Source organism: Blastomonas aquatica (assembly GCF_014639875.1).
Taxonomy (GTDB): Bacteria; Pseudomonadota; Alphaproteobacteria; order Sphingomonadales; family Sphingomonadaceae; genus Blastomonas; species Blastomonas aquatica.
Genome location: NZ_BMGD01000003.1, coordinates 371,876 through 394,836, shown reverse-complemented (window position 1 = coordinate 394,836; position 22,961 = coordinate 371,876). Strand labels below are relative to the sequence as shown.

Here is a 22,961-nt window from a genome sequence, read left to right as displayed (position 1 = left end):
TATTGGCATAAGCTATGTCAATACCGTGATCGGGTCAAGCCGGGCGTGTCCCGCTGCTGCGCCGGACCAGCTTGAAGATGCCATAAAGCGCGGCGATGATCAGCAGGCCCATCCCTGCAAGCACCCACCAATAATGCCCCGCCATCTTTTTGACTGTATTGATGCCGATCTGTGTCGTTGAATCATAGCCCTCGGGCATTTCGAGGACGCCATTGCGGGAGGCATAGGCACGATAATCGGCCATGAGTTCTTGGAACTTTGCAGGTTCGGCTTCGCTCAAATCGCGGGTTTCGCCCGGATCGCTGGATATGTCGAACAACCGCCACTGCCCATCCCCATAAGGTTTGAGATTGCGCACCAGCTTGTGGCTGCCCTTGAACAAGGCCGCGTTGCCCGAGACCTCGAAACCCACCGGGACCTCGGCGGAGCGAACCTCTTCACGCTCTCCGGTCAGCAGCGGGACCAAAGACGTTCCATCGAACGCGCCGGCTTCGGCCTTACCGCCTGCCAGCGCCAACAGCGTCGGCGCGATATCGCTGACCACCGTCATGGCCGAACTTGGCTGACCTGGGGCGATGCCGGGCCCTGCAATGATCATCGGAACATGCAAGCCGCCCTCGCTGGTGTAAAACTTGAACATCGCACCCGGAGACGCGGCGGCGTTGGCGAACTCGGGGCCGATGAAGCCGTAGGTTCCCTTCTCGCCCCAATTGTCTGCCGATACGCTGTAGCCGTTGGTGCGGGTCCACAGGTCCATGCTGCGCGCGCCTGCCATCGGGTTGCTGGGCTCGGGCCCGTTGTCGGATGCGAACACGAACACGGTATTGTCATATTGTCCGGTGCGCTTGAGATGCGTCACCAGCCGCCCGATGTGATGATCCATCGCCTCGATCATCCCGGCGTTGATCGCCATGTGGCGCGCAAACAGCGCCTGCTCTTGCGCGCTCAGGCTCTCCCAAGCGCGCAGCCCTTGCGGCGGATCGGCGAGCGGCGCGCCTTGCGGGATCAGCCCGATCGCCTGCGCCCGCTGCCACCGCGCCTTGCGCATCACGGCCCAGCCTTCGCGATAGGTATCGGCGTATTTGCGGGTGAACTCGGCCGGTGCCTGCACCGGTATGTGCACCGCCTGAAAGCCGACATAGGCGAAGAACGGCTGATCGGCGGATCCGGAGTCGATATAGTCGATCATCTTGTCGATTAAAAACCGCGAGGAATAGAAGTCCGCAGGCAGCGTCGCCGGCTTGGCGTCCTCGAACCACGGCGCCGTCTTGTAATACGGCATATAGGACTTCTGCTCCCAGTTGTCCGCGCCCGAGGCATCGAGGATGAACGACCGGTCGAACCCATGATCGACGGGCAGGTCGCCCTGCCCATGACCCAGATGCCATTTCCCGGTCATATAGGTGCGATAACCCTGCCCCTGCAGACGCTCCGAGATCGTGGTGACACCGGGCTCGAACCGCAGCGAATATCCCTTCTTGCCGGTCTGCTCGGGCGGGATCATTTCCTGGATCGTCGAAACCCCGGTGCGATGATTGTCGAGCCCGGTGAGCAGCATCGCACGCGACGGTGAGCACAACGGCGATGAATAATAGCGGGTAAACATCCGCCCGCGCAGCGCCAGCGCATCGATATTGGGCGTGGCCGCCTCACCGCCATAAATGCCAAGATCCATCAGCGCCAGATCGTCGGCGAGCAACACGACAAAGTTGGGCTTGACGGAGACAGGGGCCGCAACTGGAGCTGGCGATGACGACGCGGCGGACGCGACCGGATTTGGCGCGGACCGCGGGACTGATGCTGCGCCCAGCCCAGTCAACGCGACGCCGACGATGATTGCGACAGCGACTTTCCGCCCGGTGTGCGTCATGCCACCTCTCCTGTTTCGCTCAGACCGTTGAGCATATTGACACAGGCTATGTCATAAAATTCACCGACGCAAGGCCGTGTCGGGCCGTGTCAGGCCGCACTTTTGGCATCCGAGCTAAGTGGTGCCGTGGGCGCGGCGGCCGGAGGGCGATCAGGCGCGCAGCAACTCGGGATACCCAGTGGCGATCTGCGGCGGTGCGGAATGGCGAAATTTTTCCAGGCTGATCGGCAGCTCGAACTGCAGCCCCGTCCGGTCATCCACCGACCAGCGCGCCATGGCGCGGACCTTCATGTTCGCCCCCAGAGCGACCTCGAACTCGGTCCCCGCCGGAACATCCCAAAGTCCTTCGATCAGCGCGCCGCCCGGCGAAATGTTCTTGATCTTGGCGGGATAGCAATAGCCGTCATGGTGGATGCCAATCGTGCGCAACACCTTGTAGCGGATGTCACGGCTGTGCTTGTGGCCGATCGGTTCGACATGGCTGTCCACCCCGGCAAGCCGCTCGTTGGCCTCCACCAGGCACACCGGCTTGCCGTAGATATAACCCTGGACATGGCTGCAGCCCAGCGAACGGATCAGCTCGAGCTCGTCGATCGTTTCGGCACCCTCGGCCGTAGTCTCCATGTTCAGCGCCTCGGCGAGCGAGACGATCGAGCGGATGATCGCGCTGTTGGCGCTGCCCGAATGCGCAGCACCCCGAACGAAACTCTGGTCGATCTTGATCTTGTCGAACGGCGCGGTGCGCAGATACCCCAGAGCCGAATATCCGGTACCGAAATCGTCCAGCGCCAGACGCACGCCGATGCCCTTCAACCGCTCGAAGATCCGCGCGGCATCGAGCTTGTCATCGAGAAAGACGCTTTCGGTGATTTCCAGCTCGAGCCGCTCGGGTGCCAGGCCGCTTTGCGCCAGCGCATTCAAAACGATCGCGGGGAAAGCAGGGTCGGCAAACTGCATCGGCGAGACGTTGACCGCGATCCTGACCTGCCCGGGCCAGGCCGCCGCATCGGCGCACGCGGTGCGCAGCACCCACTCGCCCAGCTGCATGATCAGGCCCGATTCCTCGGCGATCGGGACAAAAACGCTGGGGCTGATCGCACCACGCTGCGGATGCTGCCAACGCGCAAGTGCCTCGAAGCCGCTGATCGTTTCGGTCGCAACATTGATGACCGGCTGATAGGCAACGCTCATCCCGCCAGCCTGCAAAGCGGCGCGCAATTCGCCTTCAAGCGCGCGGCGTTCGTGCGCGACCTTGTGCATATCCTCGCTGTAGAACTTCCAGATGCCACGGCCGTTCTCCTTGGCCGAATAAAGCGCAAGGTCGGCGTTGCGGATCAGCGTTTCCGCGCCGGATACATGACGGCCATCGGCAATGGCTATTCCCACCGATGCGCCGATGACGATCTGGTTACCTTCGACCATATACGGGTGGCTGAGGTTGACGATCACCGAACGGGCAATGTCCGCCAACCGCTCCTCGCTGATAATGCCGGGGAGGACGACCTGGAACTCGTCGCCACCCAGGCGGCCAACCTCGCCGCACTCGCCGATTGTCCGTTTGAGACGCTCGGACACCTGCTTGAGGAGTGCATCGCCAATCGGATGCCCAAGCGTGTCGTTGACCTGCTTGAACCGGTCGAGATCGAGCAGAAACAGCGAGCAAGGGCTCGGTTCGCCGCGATGGCCGATCAGCGCCTTTTCGAACAGTTCCTTGATGTACAGCCGGTTGGCAAGCCCGGTGAGGTTGTCATAGCGCGCCAGCTGGGTCACCGCCTCGTGCGACCGCCGGACCTCGGTCAGATCGGTCCCATGCCCGCGAAAGCCGACGAACTGGCCGAACTCGTTGTAGAACGGACCTCCCGAAAGCGACCAGGCGCGTTCCTCCGCCGATTTTGCGACATGGACGGCCAGATCGCTGAATGCGGTACGCGCCGAAAAGTGGAAGTTGAACGTCCGCTCGCTGCCGCCGCCTGCCGATCCGGGCGAGCAAATCACCGAGCTTAGCGGCTGGCCGATGATCGTCTCCGGATCGGCCTCGATCGCGCTGATCGCTTCCTGGCTGATATAGACGATCCGGCCATGCCGATCGGTTTCCCAGAACCAGCCGCGGCCAGATTTTTCGTAATCGGTCAACAGGCAGCGGGCGCGGTCGTTGTTCAATTTCTGCTGGTCGATAATCGCTTCGGCCTCGCGGTCATCCTTGCTGCGGATCAGCGCCACCAGCAGCATGGCTGGCAGGAATACCATCGCGCCGACCAGAAGCTGCGGCTCGCCGCTTCCCGCCAGCGCGCCCGCTGCGGTCGAAAGGCTTGCCAGAAACATCAGCATGCGATGCGGCACCATCACCGTGAGCGATGGCAGCAAGGCACCCAGCAGCGCGATCAGCCCCAGCAGAACGCCAACCGACCCGCTGGCATAGGCAATGGTGACGAGCGCAAAGGCATAGGTCGCCGATGACAGGCAGACGATAGCCGCGAGCAGGCCGGGAAACCGGACGCCGAACTGCTGCCGCGCCCGGCTGCTGACCGAGGGAAGATAGATCGCCAGGTCGATAACCAACGAAACCACAATTGCTATGACGAGCGGCACGGATACAAACGCGAACTGAAACCCGCCGGCCACCGCGGAGATCAGGAGCGCCAGGGTCCGTACACCGATGACGATAGGCCACAGTGCGCAGATCCCGAGCAACGAGGCAGCCGAAATCGGATTGATACCGCTCAGCCCTTCGACAACACCGTGATTGAACCGATCAATCAGCGATGACTCAGCATTGTCAGGGTCTGATTGCTTCTGTCCGAACATACATTTCCGGATAGCGCGCCGCGATTAGCAAAGCGTTACCGATACCACCGCAATGGCGCGAAAATCCCGTAAAACCCGGCACTCAGGACGAATGCGGGAATGGTTCGGCAGCGATTGGCAAAACCCAACTGGCACCCCATATTGGCACCATGCAGACACTGCGCGACTCCATCGGAACCGAAATCCGCAGGATCTTTGCCGATCCGGGCGGCAAGACGATCGAGATATCGCGTGAGGACGAAGGATTGTTCGGCCCGAATTCGGTATGCTGGCAGGTGCATGGCGATGTCACCGCGATGATGATCGGCGGCATCGCCTCGCTTTTGCTGCAGATGCTGGAGCCCCGTGTCTTGGCGGGTGTATGGGACCATTCGGTGTTTCGACAGGACATGCGTGGACGCCTGCGCCGGACGGCGGCGTTTCTTGCCCGAACGACTTATGGTGACAAGGCGCAGGCGCTGGGCGAGATTGCCCGCATCCGGCGGGTTCACGACTATGTGCACGGCACGCTACCCGATGGCACTCCCTATCATGCCAACGATCCCGAAGCGCTCGCCTGGGTGCATGTCACCGAAAGCCTGTGCTTCGTCGAGAGCTTCATCCGCTATCGCAAGCCGCATATGTCGATGCGCGACAGGGACCGCTATTTCGACGAAATGGCGCAGGTTGGTGTGCTGCTCGGCGCTGATCCGGTGCCGCGTACCTATCGCGCGGCGCAGACTTTTGTCCGCGATGCCCGGCCCAGACTGCGTTTCGACGAACGTACCCGCGAGATCGCCGACCTGCTGCTCCACCAACCCGCATCCAGCCCCGCGCTTGCTCCGTTTCATCACATGACGATGCAGGCCGGGGTCGATCTGCTGCCAGGCTGGGCGCGTTCGATGCACGGGCTTTCGATTTCGCTGCCTGCACGATTGGCGGTGCGGGGCGGGACGACCGGGATGGCCGCGATCACTCGCTGGGCCCTTTCGCAGAACAGTACCGTCCGCAATTCAGCGGCGTCTGCCTAACCACTTCTACCTGATCACTCCTGCCTGATCACTCCGGGTTGGCGTGCAAGGCCCTTCCGGCAACGGCATCAAGCTGCGCAAGCACTTTGGGGTCGCGCGCTTCGGGCGCGGTGATCAGCGCGAAATCGAGGCAAGTGTCGATCGGGCTGGCCGGTCTTTGCTGCGGCAGCGCCTTGGCGAGTTCGATCACCATCTGCCGCGCCCTGGCCGAGTTGCTGTTCATTTGCGCGATGATCGCGCCCACTTCGACATGTGCCTCGCCTTCGCGCCAGCAATCATAGTCGGTGACCATGCCGACCAGCGCGTAGGGCAGCTCTGCTTCGCGCGCCAGCTTCGCCTCGGGCATTGCTGTCATCCCGATCACATCGCAACCCCAGGCGCGATACATGTGGCTTTCCGCGCGGCTCGAGAACTGCGGGCCTTCCATCGCCAGATAGGTGCCGCCGACCGATACCGGTGCGCCAGCAGCGCGCGCGGCCTCTGCCGCCAGCGTGGCGAGGCGCGGACAGACGGGATCGGCCATCGAGACATGCGCAACCATTCCGGTGCCAAAAAAGCTCTTGGTGCGGTTGACGGTGCGATCGATGAACTGGTCGACGACAACAAAACACCCTGGCGCAAGCTCCTCGCGCAACGACCCAATTGCCGAGATCGCGATCACATCGGTGCAGCCTGCGCGCTTGAGAACATCGATATTGGCGCGGGCGTTGACGTCGGTCGGGCTGATCCGGTGACCCTTGCCGTGACGCGGCAGGAACACGAAACGATGACCGTGCAGCGTTCCGATAACAACCTCGTCCGAGGCCTCGCCGAACGGACTGTCCACCCGGATCGATTGCGCATCTTCCAGCCCGTCGATCGCATACAGGCCCGAACCGCCGATAACCCCAATCGTCCACTCGCTCATCGCCGTCCGCCCTTGCATGATGACATCTGAACCTTCGAGTAGCGCGCGATCGGTGGGGTGCAACAGCTATCTGGCGGGGAGTGACGAAATCCATTGCGCGATCAGCGCGACGCCTTCTTCATGCACCATCGAGCGCCCAACCTCGGGCATGGCAACGCCGGGTTCGGTCGAGCGCATCCGGTGGATCATGATCGACTGCGCAGGGTCGCCCGGGGCAATTGCAAAATCATGCCCGCCGCTACCGCGCCCTGCTGCGACCGGGCGCTTGTAGATGCCGGTCGCGACCGGATCGCCTGCCGCCTGCGCATCGAGGAACAGCCCCGAATTGCTCGCCGACCCTTCCGGGTTGTGGCAATGTGCGCAGTTTACCGCCAGATAGGCGCGGGCTCGCGCATCGAGCGAACCTGATGCGGCATCGTTCCACACCGGGCCGGTGCCCAGCGGTGTCTTGCCGGTCCAGTCGATACGATTGCGAAACGCTGGGATATAGGCCGGCGCTACATCCATATTGGCGGCAGTCGGCCCGATCGGCACCACCGCGCCTGCGCGCGAATGGCATTCCTTGCACTGGTTCTTGTTGGGTACGGCATAGCTGATCGTCTGCGTCTGCCCCGAAGGTGGAGTGACGGAGACAGGCAATCGCGTCCCGGCGAGCTTGAGTTCGGCATCCGACCCATCCGATTTCCAGACATAGGGCAAGGCCTCCCAGCCCGATGCGCGGTGCAGCAATACGCGGGTCTCGATCGGGCGAAACGCCGTGCCGGTGCCATAGCCGAAGGTCTTGATCAGCGCGCTGCCGACAGGAAAATCGAGCCTCCCGTCAGTATCTGCCCTAATCCGCGCCGCGTCGGGGACGTAGACGAACCGCTGCTTTTCGGCATAGTCAGAGAACAACGGTGTTTGCAGATTGTAGCCGATCAGTTGCGCCGAAGGGCTGGCGACCCCCTGCCCTGTGAAAAAGCCGTATTCAGACAAGGCACGCGGATAGCCTGCATCGAGGATCACACTGTCGTTGACCCGCACCGATGCAGGCGCAGCGCTGATCACCAATGCCGCGCAGCCCAGCGCGAGGGCAATCCGCATCGGGTTCACCGGATTGCAGCTTCCATCGCTTCGGGCATCACGATCTTGGGCAGCTTGGGTGCAGCGTCGCCGGTCAGCTTGGCAAGCTGGGGTTGCGCGGTCTCGATCGGCTGGTCGGAGCGGGTGAGGCCCAGGTTGAGCACCGGCACCTCGTCGCTCGACACGATGCTGGCACCGGAACCGCCGACGCCATCCCAGATGATCGGCGGCACGCTGCCGCCAAAGGCTGCGGCGAGCATCTCGCCACCGTCAAATTGCGGGGCAAAACCGGTCTTGCCGTGCGCGTTGTCGCTGATCCGTACATGGCGCACCGTCGGCTGATATTGCGCATCGTCAAATGCCTGACGATAGCCGATGACCATGATGTTAGACGAGCCATTGCCTTCGAACACATTGTCGAAAATTTCGATATCGCGATTGGCCATGATCATGACGCCGGTACCTGTCGGCACACTGGCGACGATGTTGCCCTTTGGCGCAAAGTTGGGTGTATCATTCTCTGCGACGATGTTGCTGAACACGCGGACGTTGTGGCCGCCTTGTTGCGGCAGATTGGGCAGGTCGAACACCAGAATCCCGCCGGTGTTCTTGGTGGCGACGTTATCGAACACGTCGGCGTTGAAGCTGTTTTCGATCTCGATGCCCGCAACATTGAACCGCGCAATCGAATCGCGGACGATGATGTTGCGCGACTGGCCAACATAGATGCCCGCATCTGATGCGCCGATCACCAGCACCGAATCGATCAGTACGTTTTCGCTCTCGACCGGGTAGATACCATAGGCACCGTTGGTTTCCTTGGGCCCCCAGGTCCATTCGACCCGCAGGTTGTGATAGACGATGTTGTCCGCACCTTTGGACTTGATCGCATCGCCCTTGCTGTCTTCCACTGCAAAATCACGCAGCACGACATTGTCAGAGGTCACCAGCAGGCCTTCACCCGCAGCGAGTTGCCCGGCAAAGCTCAGCACCGATTTGTCGGGTCCCGCGCCCTTGACGGTCACGCCTGCGACATCGAGCGACAGTCCGTCGGTGAGCACGAATTTGCCTTCGGCCAACACCACCGTGTCACCGGGCTGGGCAAGAATCAGCGCTTCCTGCAACCGCTCCTGTGCGCCGCTGCCCGCTGCAACGAGGATGTCCTTGGCCATCAGCGGCGCTGTGGCTGCACACACCCATAATGACACTATCGCTGCAAATTTCGTCGCTGCAAATTTCCGCTTCATGCTTGTCCTTCCCCGCGTTATCTACGACCGGACACCGCCGGTTTTGTCCCCGTCTGCTGCGTGGCTAGGATGACAGGCTATTCCTATTCGAGGTGGAGAACAATATGCGCTTGATCGCATCTGTCGCAATTCTGGCCGCCGGGACACTTGCATTTGCAATGCCTGCTCAGGCTGCGGAGAATATCACTGGGCAATGGTACACCAAGGACAAACGCGCGCTGGTTACTATCGCGCCCTGCGGCAAGGCTCTGTGCGGCAAGATTGCACGGTTGATCGAACAGCCCAAAAGCGGCGCCACCACCGATGTTAACAATCCTGATCCGGTGTTGAGAAAGCGCAAGCTGGTAGGGCTGCCTATCCTGAGCGGTTTTGTCGCGGATGGCGCCAAATGGCGCGGCCAGATCTACGATCCGAACACCGGCAAGACCTATCGGTCAATCGTCAGCAACGGCAAGGCCGGAAGCCTGAATGTTGAAGGGTGTGTCGCGATGTTTTGCCAGACCCAGATCTGGACGTCTGCGAAGTAGAACCGCGAAACTTCGTGTGATGACCACCGTAACCCACATGTTACATTGTGGCACGGATAGTGTCATTAAACGGTAACATCACGATAAATGAATGGCGGGTCGGTGCGTAACTCGTCTCAAAGCCGCGACCGACCCGCCTCTTCACGCCTGCTCCCGTGCGACCCGGCAGACGTAAAGAATTTGATCTCGATTCAATTATAGTTGCGCGGACTTGTCGTCCGGGCAGGTCAGTGCATGATCATTCACAAACCGGTCCGCCTCCCACAACAGCGATACCGTTGCGCGCAAACCCTGCTTGTCCGACCGCCAAAATCCGGCGTCTCGCAGCTTTACCGCCAGCGAACGCAGGGCAAGCCGGGCATCGCACACTTCATGAAAGTACGCCCCGTTAGCGGCAGCATGCAACGCATGGCGCAACCGAACGGTCGCAGCGTCGAAAGCCTGCTGATCAGCATTGCTGACCGAGGCAGAACGTGCGTGACGATCTGCCTGTTCGGTAGAATGAATGGCGACGGGAATCGGGTTGGGAGTGTTCATGCCTCCCCTATACCGAAAGTTTCTCTTTGTTGTAAGTTTATTACCGTAACGCGATGTTATGTAACCAACGGTTCATCGGACATTCAGATGATACCGGTGTCTTTTTTCAATCGGGACGTTTCAGCAATCCTGGCATGATAATATCGAGCGTGTGGTCGGCGTAGTCATCGCGCATCTGCTCGGTCACCTCGCTCTGCCCATAGCAATGATGCAGCACTAGCCGCGCCGAAAAGAACCGGTCGGCAGCACCCGTGACCGTAAAGTAGAACAGTTGCGGATCGATCGGCCGAAACAAGCCCTTTTTCACACCCTCGTCGATCAGTTTCGAATAGGCATGCGAGATCGGCAGCAGATAGTCGTCGGCAATCTTGCGCGAAACCTCGGGCGAGGCATCGCGGACCATCCGCATCAACAGCCGGTTGAGATAGGGAAATCGAAAATAGGTGCCGATCACCGCACGAATATGCACGCGCAGCTTCTCGTCGGGGGGAAAGTCTTTGGCCACCAGCGCATCGAGGCTGTTGACGATGTTGCGCATGTCGCGCTCGAGCAGCGCCAGCATCAGGCCTTGCTTGTTGCCGAAATAATATTTGACCAAAGCACTGTTGAGGCCAGATCGCAGCGACAGTTCGCTCAACGAAAGGTCTACCGTATCGCCGTCGCGCATGATCTGGCTGGCTGCATCGATCAGCTGATCGCGGGCATTGAGCTCGCCATCGTGCGTTGGCGCTTCATTCATACTGGGGTTCATCCCACCATGGATAGAAACCCGGCATCTGGGATGCAACCCGGTCGGGATAATTAGCTGCGCGCTTCTGCAGGAAGCTGGATATCCCCTCGGCCGCATCGCCCGAACGCGAGCGGGTATAGATTGCACGGCTGTCGATCCGGTGCGCGTCCATTGGGTGCGGCGCAGATGGCAGGCGCCATAGCATGGCGCGGGTCAGCGCCACCGACACCGGCGCGGTGTTATCGGCGATTTCGCGGGCCAGCGCAGTCGCTGCGGGGATCAGGTCCTCGGGCGCGTGAACCGACCGGACCAGCCCGCCTGCGAGCGCCTCCTGCGCATCGAAAACCCTGCCGGTCATGCACCATTCGAGGGCCTGTTGATGTCCCACCAGCTTGGGCAGGAACCAGGATGATGCCGCTTCGGGAACGATGCCGCGCCGTGCGAACACGAACCCGAATCGCGCGGTGCTCGACGCGAGTCTCATATCCATCGGCAGTTGCATGGTCGCGCCTATGCCCACCGCTGCACCATTGATCGCGCCGATCACAGGCTTGGTGCACCGGAACATCCGCAGCGTCAGCATCCCGCCGCCGTCGCGTACACGCGGATCGGACAGGTCGCTGACCGGATCGTCGCTGGAGAACGGTCCGCCCCCGCTGTCGGGCGTCAGATCCGCCCCCGCACAAAACGCCCTGCCCTCGCCGGTGACGATGACTGCGCGGACGTCATCATCAGCATCGATCCGATCGAACGCGTCGATCATCTCGGCCATCATCGTATTGGTAAAGGCGTTCATTTTCTCGGGGCGATCGAGCGTGATCGTCGCGATCCCGTCGGCTAACGAATAGCGGATGGCCGTATATTCCATCTGAAGGCCCTTCTACACGATGAAAGCGTTCCCCGCCCGATCATCCATCGGACGGGGAACTGGTCAGCTCAGCGCGGTGCCATGCGAATGGCGCCATCGAGGCGCACATCTTCACCGTTGAAATAGCCGCACTCGATCATCGTCATCGCGAGCTGCGCATATTCTTCCGGGTTGCCCAGACGCTTGGGGAACGGAACCGAAGCGCCCAGCGCATCCTTGACCGGCTGCGGCGCGGCGGCGAGCAGCGGGGTATTGAAAATGCCGGGCAGGATGGTGTTGACGCGAATGCCTTCGTTCGAAAGATCGCGCGCGATCGGCAAGGTCATGCCGACGACACCGCCCTTCGATGCCGCATAGGCCGCCTGGCCGATCTGGCCGTCTTCGGCCGCCACGGATGCGGTGTTGACGATGGCACCGCGATCGCCATCGGCCAGCGGGTCGAGCGTCATCATGCCGGCTGCCGACTTGGCGATGCAGCGGAAGGTGCCGACGAGGTTGATCTGGATGATCCAGTTGAACGCATCGAGCGGGAAATGCTTGATGCTGCCGTCTTCCTTCGAGCGGCTGGCGGTCTTGATCGCATTGCCGGTGCCGGCGCAGTTGACCAGGATTCGCTCCTGGCCGATCGCGGCGCGGGCCTTGGCGAACCCTGCATCGACGCTGGCGTCGTCGGTGACGTTAACTTCGCAGAACACACCGCCGATTTCATTGGCGAGCGCGGTGCCCTTTTCTTCCTGCAGATCGAAGATGGCAACCTTGACGCCCTTGGCGGCCAGCGCGCGGGCGGTGGCAGCGCCAAGGCCCGAAGCACCGCCGGTGACGACGGCGGAAATCGAAGAGTCGAGTATCATATTGGGTCTCCTGAAAGGTATTCGAATTTCAATCCTCCCCGGGCCGGGGAGGTGGCAGTCCGCAGGACTGACAGAGGGGCAGCGGGGTCATGCCAACATTCGTGACAGCGCCTGGACGCTTCCCCTCCACCGCTCTGCGGTCCCCCTCCCCGTTCCGGGGAGGATTGTTTAAAGCTCAGCCCAGCCGTTCGATGATCGTGACGTTGGCCTGGCCACCGCCTTCGCACATTGTCTGCAGGCCGTACTTGCCGCCGCGCGCTTCAAGCGCGTTGAGCAACGTCGCCATCAGCTTGGTGCCCGAAGCGCCGAGCGGATGGCCCAGAGCGATCGCGCCGCCATTGACGTTGAGCCGGTCATGGCTGGCACCGAGGTACGACAGCCAGGCCAGCGGTACCGGCGCAAACGCCTCGTTGACCTCATACAGGTCGATATCGTTGATCGACATGCCCGCGCGCTTGAGCGCGCGCTCGGTGGCGAACAGCGGCTCTTCGAGCATGATCACCGGATCGCCGGCGGTTACCGAGACGTGATGAATCCGCGCACGCGGGGTCAGGCCATGATCCTTCAGCGCCTGTTCGGACACGATCAGCACCGCCGAGGCACCATCGCAGATCTGGCTGGCGTTCGCGGCAGAAAGCACGCCGGTTTCGGTGATCCGCTTGACGCCCGAAATGCCTTCCAGCGTCGCATCGAAGCGGATGCCTTCATCGACCTTGTGCCAGACCTTGCCCTCGGGGGTCTCGATCTCGACCGGGACGATCTCGTTGTCGAACGCACCGGCCTGTGAGGCAGCCGCCGCGCGGCGGTGGCTTTCGAGCGAATAGGCGTCGATCTGTTCCTTGGTCTGGCCGTGCTTCTTGACGATCATCTCGGCGCCATCGAACTGGCTGAACATCACACCGGGAAACGCCTCTTCGAGCCGCGCCGACTTGTAGTTGCCAAGGCCCGCTTTCATGTACAGCACCGCGGGGCTGCCCATCGGCACGCGGGTCATGCTCTCGATGCCGCTGGCGAGCACGATATCCTGCGTGCCGCTCATCACTGCTTGCGCGGCAAACTGCATCGCCTGCTGCGACGAACCGCACTGGCGATCGATGGTGACCGCAGGAATGCTGTCCGGAAGCTTCGAGGCGAGCACCGCGTTGCGGCCCAGATCCATCGTCTGCTCGCCGCCCTGGCCGACGCAGCCGGTGATGACGTCGTCGATCGCCTTGGTATCGAAATCGTTGCGGCTGGCGATGGCATCGAACACCGCTGCGCCAAGATCGACAGGGTGAATTCCAGCGAGACGTCCGCCGCGGCGGCCTCCAGCGGTGCGGACCGCGTCTACGATATAAGCATGAGCCATGATTTCTCTCCTTGGAACCGACGACAGGGCCAAGCCCGAGTCCGCCGTGAATTTAATCGAACGGTTAAACAGCGTTGCAGGGTACGTCAACCATGAGGTCAATCCCAATCCATCTTCGTCACCCCCGCGCAGGCGGGGGTCCCGCTTCTGGTTAAGCGGCACCACAAAGCGGGATTCCCGCGTTCGCGGGAATGACGGAGTCGTGGTGCGAGAAATCCTCCCCGAGACACGTTCGGGGAGGATTGGGAACTACGCCGCCGCTTTCTCGCGCTTCACCGTGATCACTTGCGGGTAGGTGAACTCAAGCAGGCCTTCCTTGCCATATTCGGCACCGAAGCCCGACTGCTTGTGCCCGGCAAAGGGTGCGAATGGCGACAGGTGGAGGAACTCGTTGATCCACACCGTGCCGGTTTCGAGCTGCTCGGCAACGCGGACGCCTTCGTCGGTGTCGCTGGTCCAGACCGCGCCTGCCAGCCCGTAATCCGAAGCATTGGCGCGCGCGATGGCTTCATCGACGGTGGCGAACTTCATCAGCGGCATCACCGGACCGAACTGCTCCTCGGCGACGATCCGCGCGTCTTCAGGCGGGTTGTCGAGGATGGTGATCGGAACATAATAGCCCGGCACCGACGGATCATGATCGCCGCCGACCAGGAACTTGTAGCCATGGTCTTTGGCATCCTGGATCAGTTCGAGCACGCGCTCGTACTGCTTCTTGTTCTGGATCGGCCCGACCGCGGTGCCCTGCTCGGCGCCATCGCCCACCTTCACGTGACGGGCGTATTCGGCGATCGCGGCCGACAGCTCGTCATAGATGTCCTCATGGATATAGATGCGCTTGGCCGCGACGCAGATCTGGCCGGCGTTGGTGAAGCTCGACCAGAACAATTGCTCTGCCACCTTCTTGACGTCGGCATCGGGGAGCACGATCGAGGCATCGTTTCCGCCGAGTTCGAGCGTGATGCGCTTGAGGTCCTTCGAGGCCGATTCCATCACCCGCTTGCCGGTCGCGGTCGATCCGGTGAAGGTGATCTTGTCGATATCGGGGTGCGCGGTGATCATCGGGCCGAGGTCATCGCCGCCGGTGATGACATTGAGCACGCCTGCCGGCACCAAATCAGCCACCAGTTCCATGATCCGCAGCGTCGCCAGCGGCGTGAACGGCGATGGCTTGAGCACGATGGTGCAGCCCGACAGCAGCGCCGGCACGATCTTCTGGATCGCCATCATCACCGGGAAGTTCCAGGGCACAATGCCGCCGACCACGCCGACCGGAACGCGCCGGGTGCGCGAGAGGCGAACCTCGCTGTCCTCGTTGATCTCGTCTTCCAGGCTCAGCGTCGATTGCGCAGCGGCCATTCCGGCCGCGCCATAGATTTCGCCGGTCGCCTGCGCATGCGGCTTGCCCTGCTCAGCCGTCAGCAGCCGCATCAGCTCGTCGGCGTTCTCCTTGATCGCGCCCGAAATCTTCATGATCACCGCGCGGCGATCCTCGACCGGGGTCTTCGACCAGGTCTTGAACGCGGCGCGCGCGGCGGCGACCGCACGATCGAGCTCTTCCTGGCCGCAATCGGGCACCTGGCCGATCACCTGCTCGTTGGCGGGATTGACCACGTCGATCCACTTGCCGGGCTTTTCGAGCTTGCCGTTGATCAGTACGCTGTATTGCTGAACCATGTGAACGATCCTTTCCTGAGAAATCTGCCCGGCTGGGTCCGGGTGCTTGGTCTTTTCAATATGGGCCCTGGCGGTCAGGCTACATCGCCCATCCACCGCAGGCCACTATCTATTCATCTTGCAATCCATCCGGCTGTTCATCCGGCAAGCCTACCGCGCGACAAAGCGGATCGGCAGCGTCTTGGGCCCGCCGACGAACGTGCTGGACGCACGCTGCGGCGTGCCTGCCAGTTCTACCTTATCCACCCGGTCGAGCAGTTCGTCGAACAATATCCGCATCTCAAGCCGCGCAAGGTGCAGCCCCAGGCACTGGTGCACCCCGGCACCAAAAGCCACATGGCGGTTGGGCCCGCGCGCAGCATCGAACCGCTCGGGATTGTCGAACACCCGCTCGTCGTAATTTCCCGAAACATAACAAAGCATCAACCAGTCATCTTTGGCGATCTTCTGCCCGCCGATCTCGCAATCCTCGACCGCGGTGCGCATGAAATGCTGCACCGGTGTCGTCCAGCGGATCGCCTCTTCGATCAGGCCGGGCAGCAGGCTGCGGTCCGCCTTGATCCGGTCAAACTGCTCGGGATCGTTCGCCAACGCCCACATCGCGCCTGCGGTCGAGGCCGAGGTGGTGTCGTGCCCCGCGGCTGCAACGATGATGTAATAGCCCGCTGCATTGCGATCGCTGATCGGTGCGCCATCGATCATCGCATTGGCGATCACCGATGCGACATCATCGCGCGGCTTGGCCCTACGGTCCGCCGCCAGCTTCATGAAATAGCCCTCGAAATCGCGCACCGCATCGACCACGAACTGCGTGATCTGTTCGGGTGTGAAATCGATCGAGCGCGCGCGGTTGAGATCAGGATCCTCGCCGCCGAACATCTCCTGCGTCAGCTTGAGCATCAATGGCTCGTCTTCGTCCGGCACGCCGAGAATCTGCATCACGACATGCAAGGGATACAGCGCCGATACCTCATGCACGAAATCGCAGGTCCCTCCGGTCGCCAGCATCTGGTCGACCGAGGCGCGCGCGATCTCGCGGATCCGCGCCTCGAGGCTGCCCAGGTTCTTGGGCATGAACCAGCTTTGCGTCAGCTTGCGATAGTCCATGTGCTCGGGGGCATCCATGGTGACCAGCGAGCGCACCAGATGCGGACTGCCGCCGGTGATCATGTGCGTCAGCATCTGCACCGCGACCGGCGCGAGGACCACCGACTTGGGCGCGTTCAGAAACCGCGCATTGTCCTTGCTGACGGCCAAGATGTCTTCATGCCGGGTAATCGCCCAGAACGGGGCATAGCCTTCGGCCTGGACCAGCCCCACCGGCATGTTGTCGCGTGCCCAGCGGAACCGGTCCTGAAGATCGGCCCATTGCCCATAAGCCTGCGGGTTGACGATTGCAGCGGACAGATCCGCCGGCAGCGTCGCGGGTGCAATCGTCGCCATGGTTCAGGCCCCTGCCAAAGCTTCATCGGCCTTGGCCTTGGCCCAATATTCGTCGCGCAGCAGCCGTTTGTAGAGCTTGCCTGTTGCGTGCCGGGGCAACTCATCGCGGAAATCGATCTGGCGCGGCATCTTCACCCCCGAAAGCGACTGACGCAGATAGCTGCTGAGCTCGCCTGCGAGTTCTTCGCCCGCATCGGCAAGGTCGAGCGGCTGGACGATCGCGATCACCCGCTCGCCCATATCCGGGCAAGGCGCGCCGATGACCGCGGCATCGGCCACCCGTGGATGGCTGACCAGCAGGTTCTCGATCTCTTGCGGGTAGATGTTGACCCCGCCCGAGATGATCATGAAGCTCTTGCGATCGGTGAGATACAGATAGCCGTCCTCATCAACCCAGCCGACATCGCCCAGCGTGGTCCAGCCTTGCGGATGCGTCGCCTCGCGCGTCTTGTCGGCATCGTTGTGGTACTGGAACTGGCCGCCACCCTCGAAATAGACCGAGCCTTCGGTGCGTGCGGGAACCTCATTGCCCTCCTCGTCGCAGATGCGCACGATTCCGAGCAGCGCGCGCCCGACCGAGCCCTGATGGGTGAGCCATTCCTCGCTCGAGATGAAAGTGAAGCCATTGCCTTCGGTGCCCGCGTAATACTCCTTGAGCACCGGCCCCCACCAGTCGATCATCGCCTGCTTGACCGGCACGGGGCACGGTGCGGCGGCGTGAACTGCCGACTTGAGGCTGGACACGTCATAGCGCAACCGCACATCCTCGGGCAGCTTGAGCATCCGGGTGAAATGCGTTGGTACCCATTGGCTGACGTTGACCTTGTACTTTTCGATGAGCGCGAGAGCGGCTTCGGGATCGAACTTTTCCATCACGATCACCGTGCCGCCCAGTTTGTGCACGGTCATGCACCAGCGTAGCGGGGCGGCATGATACAGCGGCGCGGGCGAAAGATAGATGCTGTCTCCACCAAAGCCGAACGCACCCTGGGCCAGCGCGACTAGCGAATTGCCCGCAGCAATGTTACCATCCTCTGGAAGCGGCAGTCTGATCCCCTTGGGACGCCCGGTCGTCCCTGACGAATAAAGCATGTCCGCGCCTGCCCGCTCATCGGCGATCGGCTCGCCTGGCATTGCATCGATCGCGGCCACGGTGGCCGGGTCATCAAGGTTGGCGACGGGAACGCCCGGGCACTGGCCCGCGATCGCGGGCAGTTGGGGGTTCAGATAGCTCGAGGTAAACAGTAATTTGGCGCCGCTGTCCTGAAGGATGTAGGCGATTTCATCGGCGGTAAGCCGGTTCGAGATCGCCACGAATATCAGTCCTGAACGCTGCGCGCCCCATACGACATCGAAATACTCCGCGCGGTTCTCAAGACACAAGGCGACGGTATCGCCAGTGCCGATGCCCTGCCCGCGCAGATAATGTGCGATCTGGTTGGAACGGCGATCGAGCTGATCGTAGCTGACCGCAACTCCGGATCCTGCCATGATGACCGCAGGTTTCGAGCCGTCTGTCCGGGCATGGACCGATGGATGCATTGCGACATTCCCTCCTGTTCGGGGAAATCTCTCCGCACAGCACCACAGGTGCCCGAACGACGATTCCCGCTGTTGCCAACATCTTGGTTTAATCGATCGATTAAAGCAATGGCAAACTGCCGGGGCGCCAACGCCGGACAAGAAAAAAGCGCCGGAAAACCGACGCTCTTGACTTGATCGTTAGGTCGCTGGCTGGTGCGTGGCCCCGAAAGCGAAACGCTTATTCAGCCGGACCGCCCTGCGCCACCTTGCTGCCGTCTGCAATGGCGAGAAGATAGTCGCGCGAGGAGATGAAGGGCATCGGATTGACCGAGTTTCCGGCGATGCGGACTTCGTAATGCAGGTGGCTGCCGGTGGAACGACCGGTCGATCCCATCAGGCCGATGATCTGGCCCTTGGTGACCCGCTGGTTGGGTTCGACCAGGATCTGCGACATATGCCCATAACGGGTCTGGATTTCGCCGCCATGGTTGAGTTCGACATACTTGCCGTATCCGCCAACCCACTGCGCGCGTCCGACGATGCCGTCAGCGGTTGCATAAATCGGGGTGCCGATCGGCCCTGCCATATCAACGCCCTTGTGGCGGGCGCGGCGGCCGGCGAACGGATCGGCGCGGAAGCCGTACTGGCTGGTGAGCTTGAAGCTGTCGACGGGCTTGCGTGAAGGAATGGCGACCCGGCCGGTTTCACGATTTTCGAGTGATTTCCAGTCGGCGAACAAAGCGCGGAATTCGGTATCCTGAGTTCCCAGATTGGTTTCACTGGCGACCGATGGAATGGACGATGCAATATCGGATGACCCATTTTCGGCAAATGCGGGTGACGCAGCGCACAGCAGACCGGCTGTGGAGGTGGTAAGGACCATTGCGACGATTCTGGTTGCGACCATGAATATTCAGCACCTTGTTACCGGGCAGATGCCTGGCCGCTCGGCCATGACAGCTGTCCTTCTTTTCCCGCGACCTCAGTTGAGATCGGGGCAGAAAAACTCAAAATCGTTGGAACCCCTTCCCTCCGACTTCGTTAAATGATGAGTAGGAGCAAATCTTTGCGCACCGCAACCCACCTTAGTCGGTGGCGCGTTAAACCGGCTGGTTGGCACGTTGAATCGTTTTGCGATGGACAAAACGCAGTGATTTTCACGCTATCCCCGCTTTGACGGAATCAGAATCGGGCGTGAATCAGCCTTGTCAGGTTACAGATTGCGATCCTGGGCGTATTGCAGAAATTCGTCACAACTCGGGAAAACGAAAATGGCCCATCACCAGGTGACGGGCCATTGATCATTCATGAGATCCTCGTTGGCGATCAGAGTGCCTTGGCGGCTGCCAGCACCTCATCGACATGCCCTGCGACCTTCACCTTGCGCCAGGTGCGAACGACCTTCCCGTCCTTGCTGATCAGGAACGTCGAGCGATCCATCCCCATATATTTTTTGCCGTACATCGATTTCTCGATCCAGACGCCCATCGCCTCGGCGAGCCCTTCTGTTTCGACATCGCTCGCTAGCGGGACGGTGAGCGCATATTTCTCAATGAACTTGATGTGCTTTTTGGGCGGATCCTTGGACACGCCCAGCACCGATACGCCAGCAGCCGCGAACGCATCGAGCTGCTGGCTGAATTCCTGTGCCTCCCTGGTGCAGCCGGTGGTGTCGTCCTTCGGATAGAAATACAGCACCCAGGCCTTGCCCGCGTAATCGCTCGCGCGCACCTGGCTGTCATCGGGGCGGGTCAGCGCCACATCGGGAATGGTATCGCCAATATCAGTCATCATCTGTCCTTTCGTCCGTTCGGCTGAGGAATGTCAGCCAAGCCAAAAACCGTGTTCCATTGAGCGACCACATGGCCGCGCGCAGCTTCGACCGTCGTCAGCAGATCGTTCCAGGTTGCACAGCCGCACGCCCGCGCGATCAGGACCTGGCTGGCAGGCGCTGGCTCGGTGCAATCGGGCGACACCAACCGCAGCGTAACGAGCAGCCGGGTCAAAAGATCATGCGCGTCCTTGAGCGCTGCATCCACCAATCCCGCTTCGACCAGTTCCGCAAGCGCCAATCGCAGATCGGGGTTGAAACCAACGCGATGCTGAAGCTGCAAGGTGTGGACGATGAATTCGATATCGACCAAGCCGCCAGGCAGCAGCTTGATGTCGAGTGGTCCGATCGGACGTTTGTGCGCGGCGATATCGGTCCGCATCTTGAGCGCGGCTGCGGCAATCGCGTCAGCATCGCGCGGAGTATGCAGGATCTTCGCGATGATCTCGCCAAGCGTCGCGCGCGCTTGCTCGGAGCCATAGACCACCCGTGCCCGGCACAACGCCATATGCTCCCAGGTCCAGGCCTGATCGCGCTGGTAATCGGCAAAGCTGGTGAAGGATACCGCCAGCAGCCCCTGCGCGCCATTGGGCCGCAGCCGGGTATCGACCTCGTACAATGCGCCCGCCGCTGTCGGCACGCTCAATGCAGCGATGATCCGCTGGGCGAGGCGGTTGTAATACTGCGTGCTGCCGAGCGGCCTTGCGCCATCGGATTCTTCCCCAATTTCGCCGCTGAACAGGAAGATCAGATCAAGGTCCGAGGCATGGGTCAGCGCGCCGCCGCCAAGCCTGCCCAGCGCGAGGATCACCGGCTCGCTATCTGCAATCTTGCCATGCACCAGCGTAAATTCGTGCACCGCGCAGTTCGCCAGCCGGATGATTGCAGCTTCGGCCACCCTGGCATAGCCCCCGGCGATCGCGACCGGATCGTGCCGCCCCTCGATCAGTTGCACCCCCAGCCCAAACCGCATTTCGCCCACCCGGACGCGCACCGCATCGAGCCTTTGCTGGTAGTCATCGCCGGGTTCCTCGCGCGATAGCCGCTTGGTGATGTCCTCGACACTGCCCACCAGATCATATGCGCTGGCATCGATCAGCCCGTCGAGCAGATCGCCCCGACGCGCGAGCGATTCGGCGAGCGGCGGCGCATGGCTCAGAATATCGACCATGGTCTGCATCAGCGCAGGCCTCGCCTGCAGCAGGCGAAATACATTTACCGTGCTGGGCAGTTGCCGCAGCAGATCATCGAACCGGTTGAGCGCACCTGCCTGATCGGGCGCATCAGCGAATGCAGCCAGCAACGCTGGCAGCACCGCCTCGAATGCCTTGCGCCCCGCCGCGCTGCGCAACGCGCGCACCGCGCCCCCGCGCCACGCCTGCACCCGGGCCGCCAATGCCTCGGGTGCTTCGAGCCCGGCGCTGGCCAGCGCGTCGACAAGCAGTTCGGGATCGCTGCTCAACGTGATCACCGTGTCGTCATCGCGCGAGCGCTGCGAGGCGATAAGGCCGTCATAGACCTGCGCGACCTCGCCCGTGACGCCTTCCAGCGCCGCGATCATCGCCGCGCCGTCGGCGAGACCGTGCAGTTGCGCGACATTGTTCAATGCCGCCGGGTCCTGCGGCAGGCTGTGGGTCTGCTGGTCGTCGACCATCTGCAGCCGGTGTTCAAAGGTGCGCAGGATGCGGTAATGGTCCGCCAGCATCGCAGCCTCATCCTCAGGCACGATCCCCTGCGAGGCCAGGGCTGACAACGCATCCAGCGTTGAGCGCGCGCGCAACACTGGATCGCGCCCGCCATGGATCAGCTGATTTGCTTGGGTAAAGAACTCGACCTCGCGGATGCCGCCGCGTCCGCGCTTGAGATCGAACCCCGGGCCCAGCAGCTGCCCCTTGCTGTAGTGGTCGCGGATCTGGCGGGTCAGCGCGGCAATCTCATCGATGGTGCCGAAGTCGAGCGAACGCCGCCAGATGAAGGGACGCAGCGCCTCCATGTAATAGGGTCCGAGCTCGCGGTCGCCCGCAGCCGCGCGCGAGCGGATGTAGGCCGCCTGCTCCCAGGTCAGCGCCTGCGATTCATAATGTGACAGCGCGGCATCGACCGGAATTGCCAGCGGGGTGACTTCGGCTGCTGGCCGCAACCGCAGGTCCATTCGGAAAACATAGCCATGGCCGTCGCGGGCGCTCATCAGATCGATCAGCTGCCGCGCGATCCGCTGCGCAGCATCGGCAGGGTCTTCGCGCGGCCTGACTGGAAGCGTATCGGGATCATAGATGAAGATCGGATCGATATCCGAAGAGTAATTGAGTTCCTGCCCACCATGCTTGCCCAGGGCAATCACGGCAAATCCGCGTACTGGCTCGCCCGGCGTGCGTTTGGCGAACACATCGGCGAGCGCTGCATCGAGCGCGGCATCGGCAAAGTCGGAAAGGCAGTGGGTGACCTTCTCGACACCGATCACACCGGCGAGATCGGCGATAGCCAGCACCATCGCAAGGGCATTCTTCCTGCGGCGCAGGCATTCGCCGACAGGTGCGTCCGAATAGGCCGTGCCGATGCGTTGAATGGCGGCATCCACCCCCTGGCTGCACAAGACCTCGAGCGAGACCGGATGCCGGTCCAGCGCCAGTGCCAGGAAAGGCGAATGGGTTCGGGCACGGGCAATCGCATCGGCATAAGCGTCTGCATGGGCGGCAGGAGTTGTCATGGCGTGGGTGCTAACGG

At 61.8% G+C, this 22,961-nt stretch carries 18 protein-coding genes; 2 read left to right on the top strand and 16 right to left on the bottom strand.

Annotated features, from left to right (window positions below):
- Window positions 1-34: 34 nt before the first annotated feature.
- Window positions 35-1,870, bottom strand: coding sequence for an arylsulfatase (locus tag IEW00_RS09880; protein ID WP_188514226.1), 1,836 nt, complete (start codon window positions 1,868-1,870; stop codon window positions 35-37).
- Window positions 1,871-2,020: 150 nt separating this feature from the next.
- Window positions 2,021-4,438, bottom strand: a complete 2,418-nt coding sequence (locus IEW00_RS09875; protein ID WP_229736939.1) for an EAL domain-containing protein — start codon at window positions 4,436-4,438, stop codon at window positions 2,021-2,023.
- A 386-nt stretch (window positions 4,439-4,824) separates the two neighbouring features.
- Between IEW00_RS09875 and IEW00_RS09870 the strand changes: the two genes are divergently transcribed.
- Window positions 4,825-5,685: an oxygenase MpaB family protein gene (locus IEW00_RS09870; protein ID WP_188514225.1), complete on the top strand. Its 861-nt coding sequence runs from the start codon at window positions 4,825-4,827 to the stop codon at window positions 5,683-5,685.
- 28 nt (window positions 5,686-5,713) lie between these two features.
- Here the strand turns inward: IEW00_RS09870 and IEW00_RS09865 are convergent, their stop codons facing one another.
- From IEW00_RS09865 to IEW00_RS09855, 3 genes are all read right to left on the bottom strand, one after another.
- Complete coding sequence (locus tag IEW00_RS09865) at window positions 5,714-6,592, bottom strand: S-methyl-5'-thioadenosine phosphorylase (protein WP_188514224.1); 879 nt, start codon at window positions 6,590-6,592, stop codon at window positions 5,714-5,716.
- Window positions 6,593-6,658: 66 nt separating this feature from the next.
- Window positions 6,659-7,675 carry an SO2930 family diheme c-type cytochrome gene (locus IEW00_RS09860; RefSeq protein WP_188514223.1) on the bottom strand — a complete coding sequence of 339 codons (1,017 nt, stop codon included), beginning with the start codon at window positions 7,673-7,675 and terminating at the stop codon, window positions 6,659-6,661.
- A 5-nt stretch (window positions 7,676-7,680) separates the two neighbouring features.
- Entirely contained in the window at window positions 7,681-8,850 is a 1,170-nt protein-coding gene (locus IEW00_RS09855) for a parallel beta-helix domain-containing protein (protein WP_308419323.1), read from the bottom strand.
- A 209-nt stretch (window positions 8,851-9,059) separates the two neighbouring features.
- Here IEW00_RS09855 and IEW00_RS09850 point away from each other — a divergent pair, with 209 nt between their 5' ends.
- On the top strand, window positions 9,060-9,428 hold the full coding sequence (locus IEW00_RS09850) for a DUF2147 domain-containing protein (RefSeq protein ID WP_229736938.1): 369 nt from the start codon (window positions 9,060-9,062) through the stop codon (window positions 9,426-9,428).
- Between the two features lie 195 nt (window positions 9,429-9,623).
- On the opposite strand, the gene IEW00_RS09845 is transcribed toward IEW00_RS09850, so the two are convergent.
- The 11 genes from IEW00_RS09845 to IEW00_RS09795 form a co-directional block, all read right to left on the bottom strand.
- Entirely contained in the window at window positions 9,624-9,965 is a 342-nt protein-coding gene (locus tag IEW00_RS09845) for a hypothetical protein (RefSeq protein WP_188514221.1), read from the bottom strand.
- A gap of 106 nt (window positions 9,966-10,071) precedes the next feature.
- A complete protein-coding gene (locus IEW00_RS09840) occupies window positions 10,072-10,716 on the bottom strand; it encodes a TetR family transcriptional regulator (RefSeq protein ID WP_229736937.1) in 645 nt (214 codons plus the stop codon).
- Window positions 10,697-11,563 carry a crotonase/enoyl-CoA hydratase family protein gene (locus tag IEW00_RS09835; RefSeq protein ID WP_188514220.1) on the bottom strand — a complete coding sequence of 289 codons (867 nt, stop codon included), beginning with the start codon at window positions 11,561-11,563 and terminating at the stop codon, window positions 10,697-10,699. The genes IEW00_RS09840 and IEW00_RS09835 overlap by 20 nt, the downstream gene beginning before the upstream one ends.
- A 68-nt stretch (window positions 11,564-11,631) precedes the next feature.
- Window positions 11,632-12,414 (bottom strand): SDR family NAD(P)-dependent oxidoreductase, encoded by a 783-nt coding sequence (locus tag IEW00_RS09830; protein ID WP_188514219.1) that lies wholly within the window; start codon window positions 12,412-12,414, stop codon window positions 11,632-11,634.
- Between the two features lie 175 nt (window positions 12,415-12,589).
- On the bottom strand, window positions 12,590-13,762 hold the full coding sequence (locus IEW00_RS09825) for an acetyl-CoA C-acetyltransferase (protein ID WP_188514218.1): 1,173 nt from the start codon (window positions 13,760-13,762) through the stop codon (window positions 12,590-12,592).
- A gap of 249 nt (window positions 13,763-14,011) precedes the next feature.
- On the bottom strand, window positions 14,012-15,439 hold the full coding sequence (locus IEW00_RS09820; RefSeq protein ID WP_188514217.1) for an aldehyde dehydrogenase family protein: 1,428 nt from the start codon (window positions 15,437-15,439) through the stop codon (window positions 14,012-14,014).
- Between the two features lie 150 nt (window positions 15,440-15,589).
- On the bottom strand, window positions 15,590-16,882 hold the full coding sequence (locus IEW00_RS09815) for a cytochrome P450 (protein ID WP_188514216.1): 1,293 nt from the start codon (window positions 16,880-16,882) through the stop codon (window positions 15,590-15,592).
- A gap of 3 nt (window positions 16,883-16,885) precedes the next feature.
- On the bottom strand, window positions 16,886-18,424 hold the full coding sequence (locus IEW00_RS09810) for an acyl-CoA synthetase (protein ID WP_188514215.1): 1,539 nt from the start codon (window positions 18,422-18,424) through the stop codon (window positions 16,886-16,888).
- A 220-nt stretch (window positions 18,425-18,644) separates the two neighbouring features.
- On the bottom strand, window positions 18,645-19,313 hold the full coding sequence (locus IEW00_RS09805) for a M23 family metallopeptidase (RefSeq protein WP_188514214.1): 669 nt from the start codon (window positions 19,311-19,313) through the stop codon (window positions 18,645-18,647).
- Window positions 19,314-19,732: 419 nt separating this feature from the next.
- Window positions 19,733-20,200, bottom strand: coding sequence for a peroxiredoxin (locus IEW00_RS09800; RefSeq protein WP_188514213.1), 468 nt, complete (start codon window positions 20,198-20,200; stop codon window positions 19,733-19,735).
- Complete coding sequence (locus IEW00_RS09795) at window positions 20,197-22,944, bottom strand: bifunctional [glutamine synthetase] adenylyltransferase/[glutamine synthetase]-adenylyl-L-tyrosine phosphorylase (RefSeq protein ID WP_188514212.1); 2,748 nt, start codon at window positions 22,942-22,944, stop codon at window positions 20,197-20,199. Before IEW00_RS09795 ends, IEW00_RS09800 begins: the two co-directional genes overlap by 4 nt.
- Window positions 22,945-22,961 lie beyond the last annotated feature (17 nt).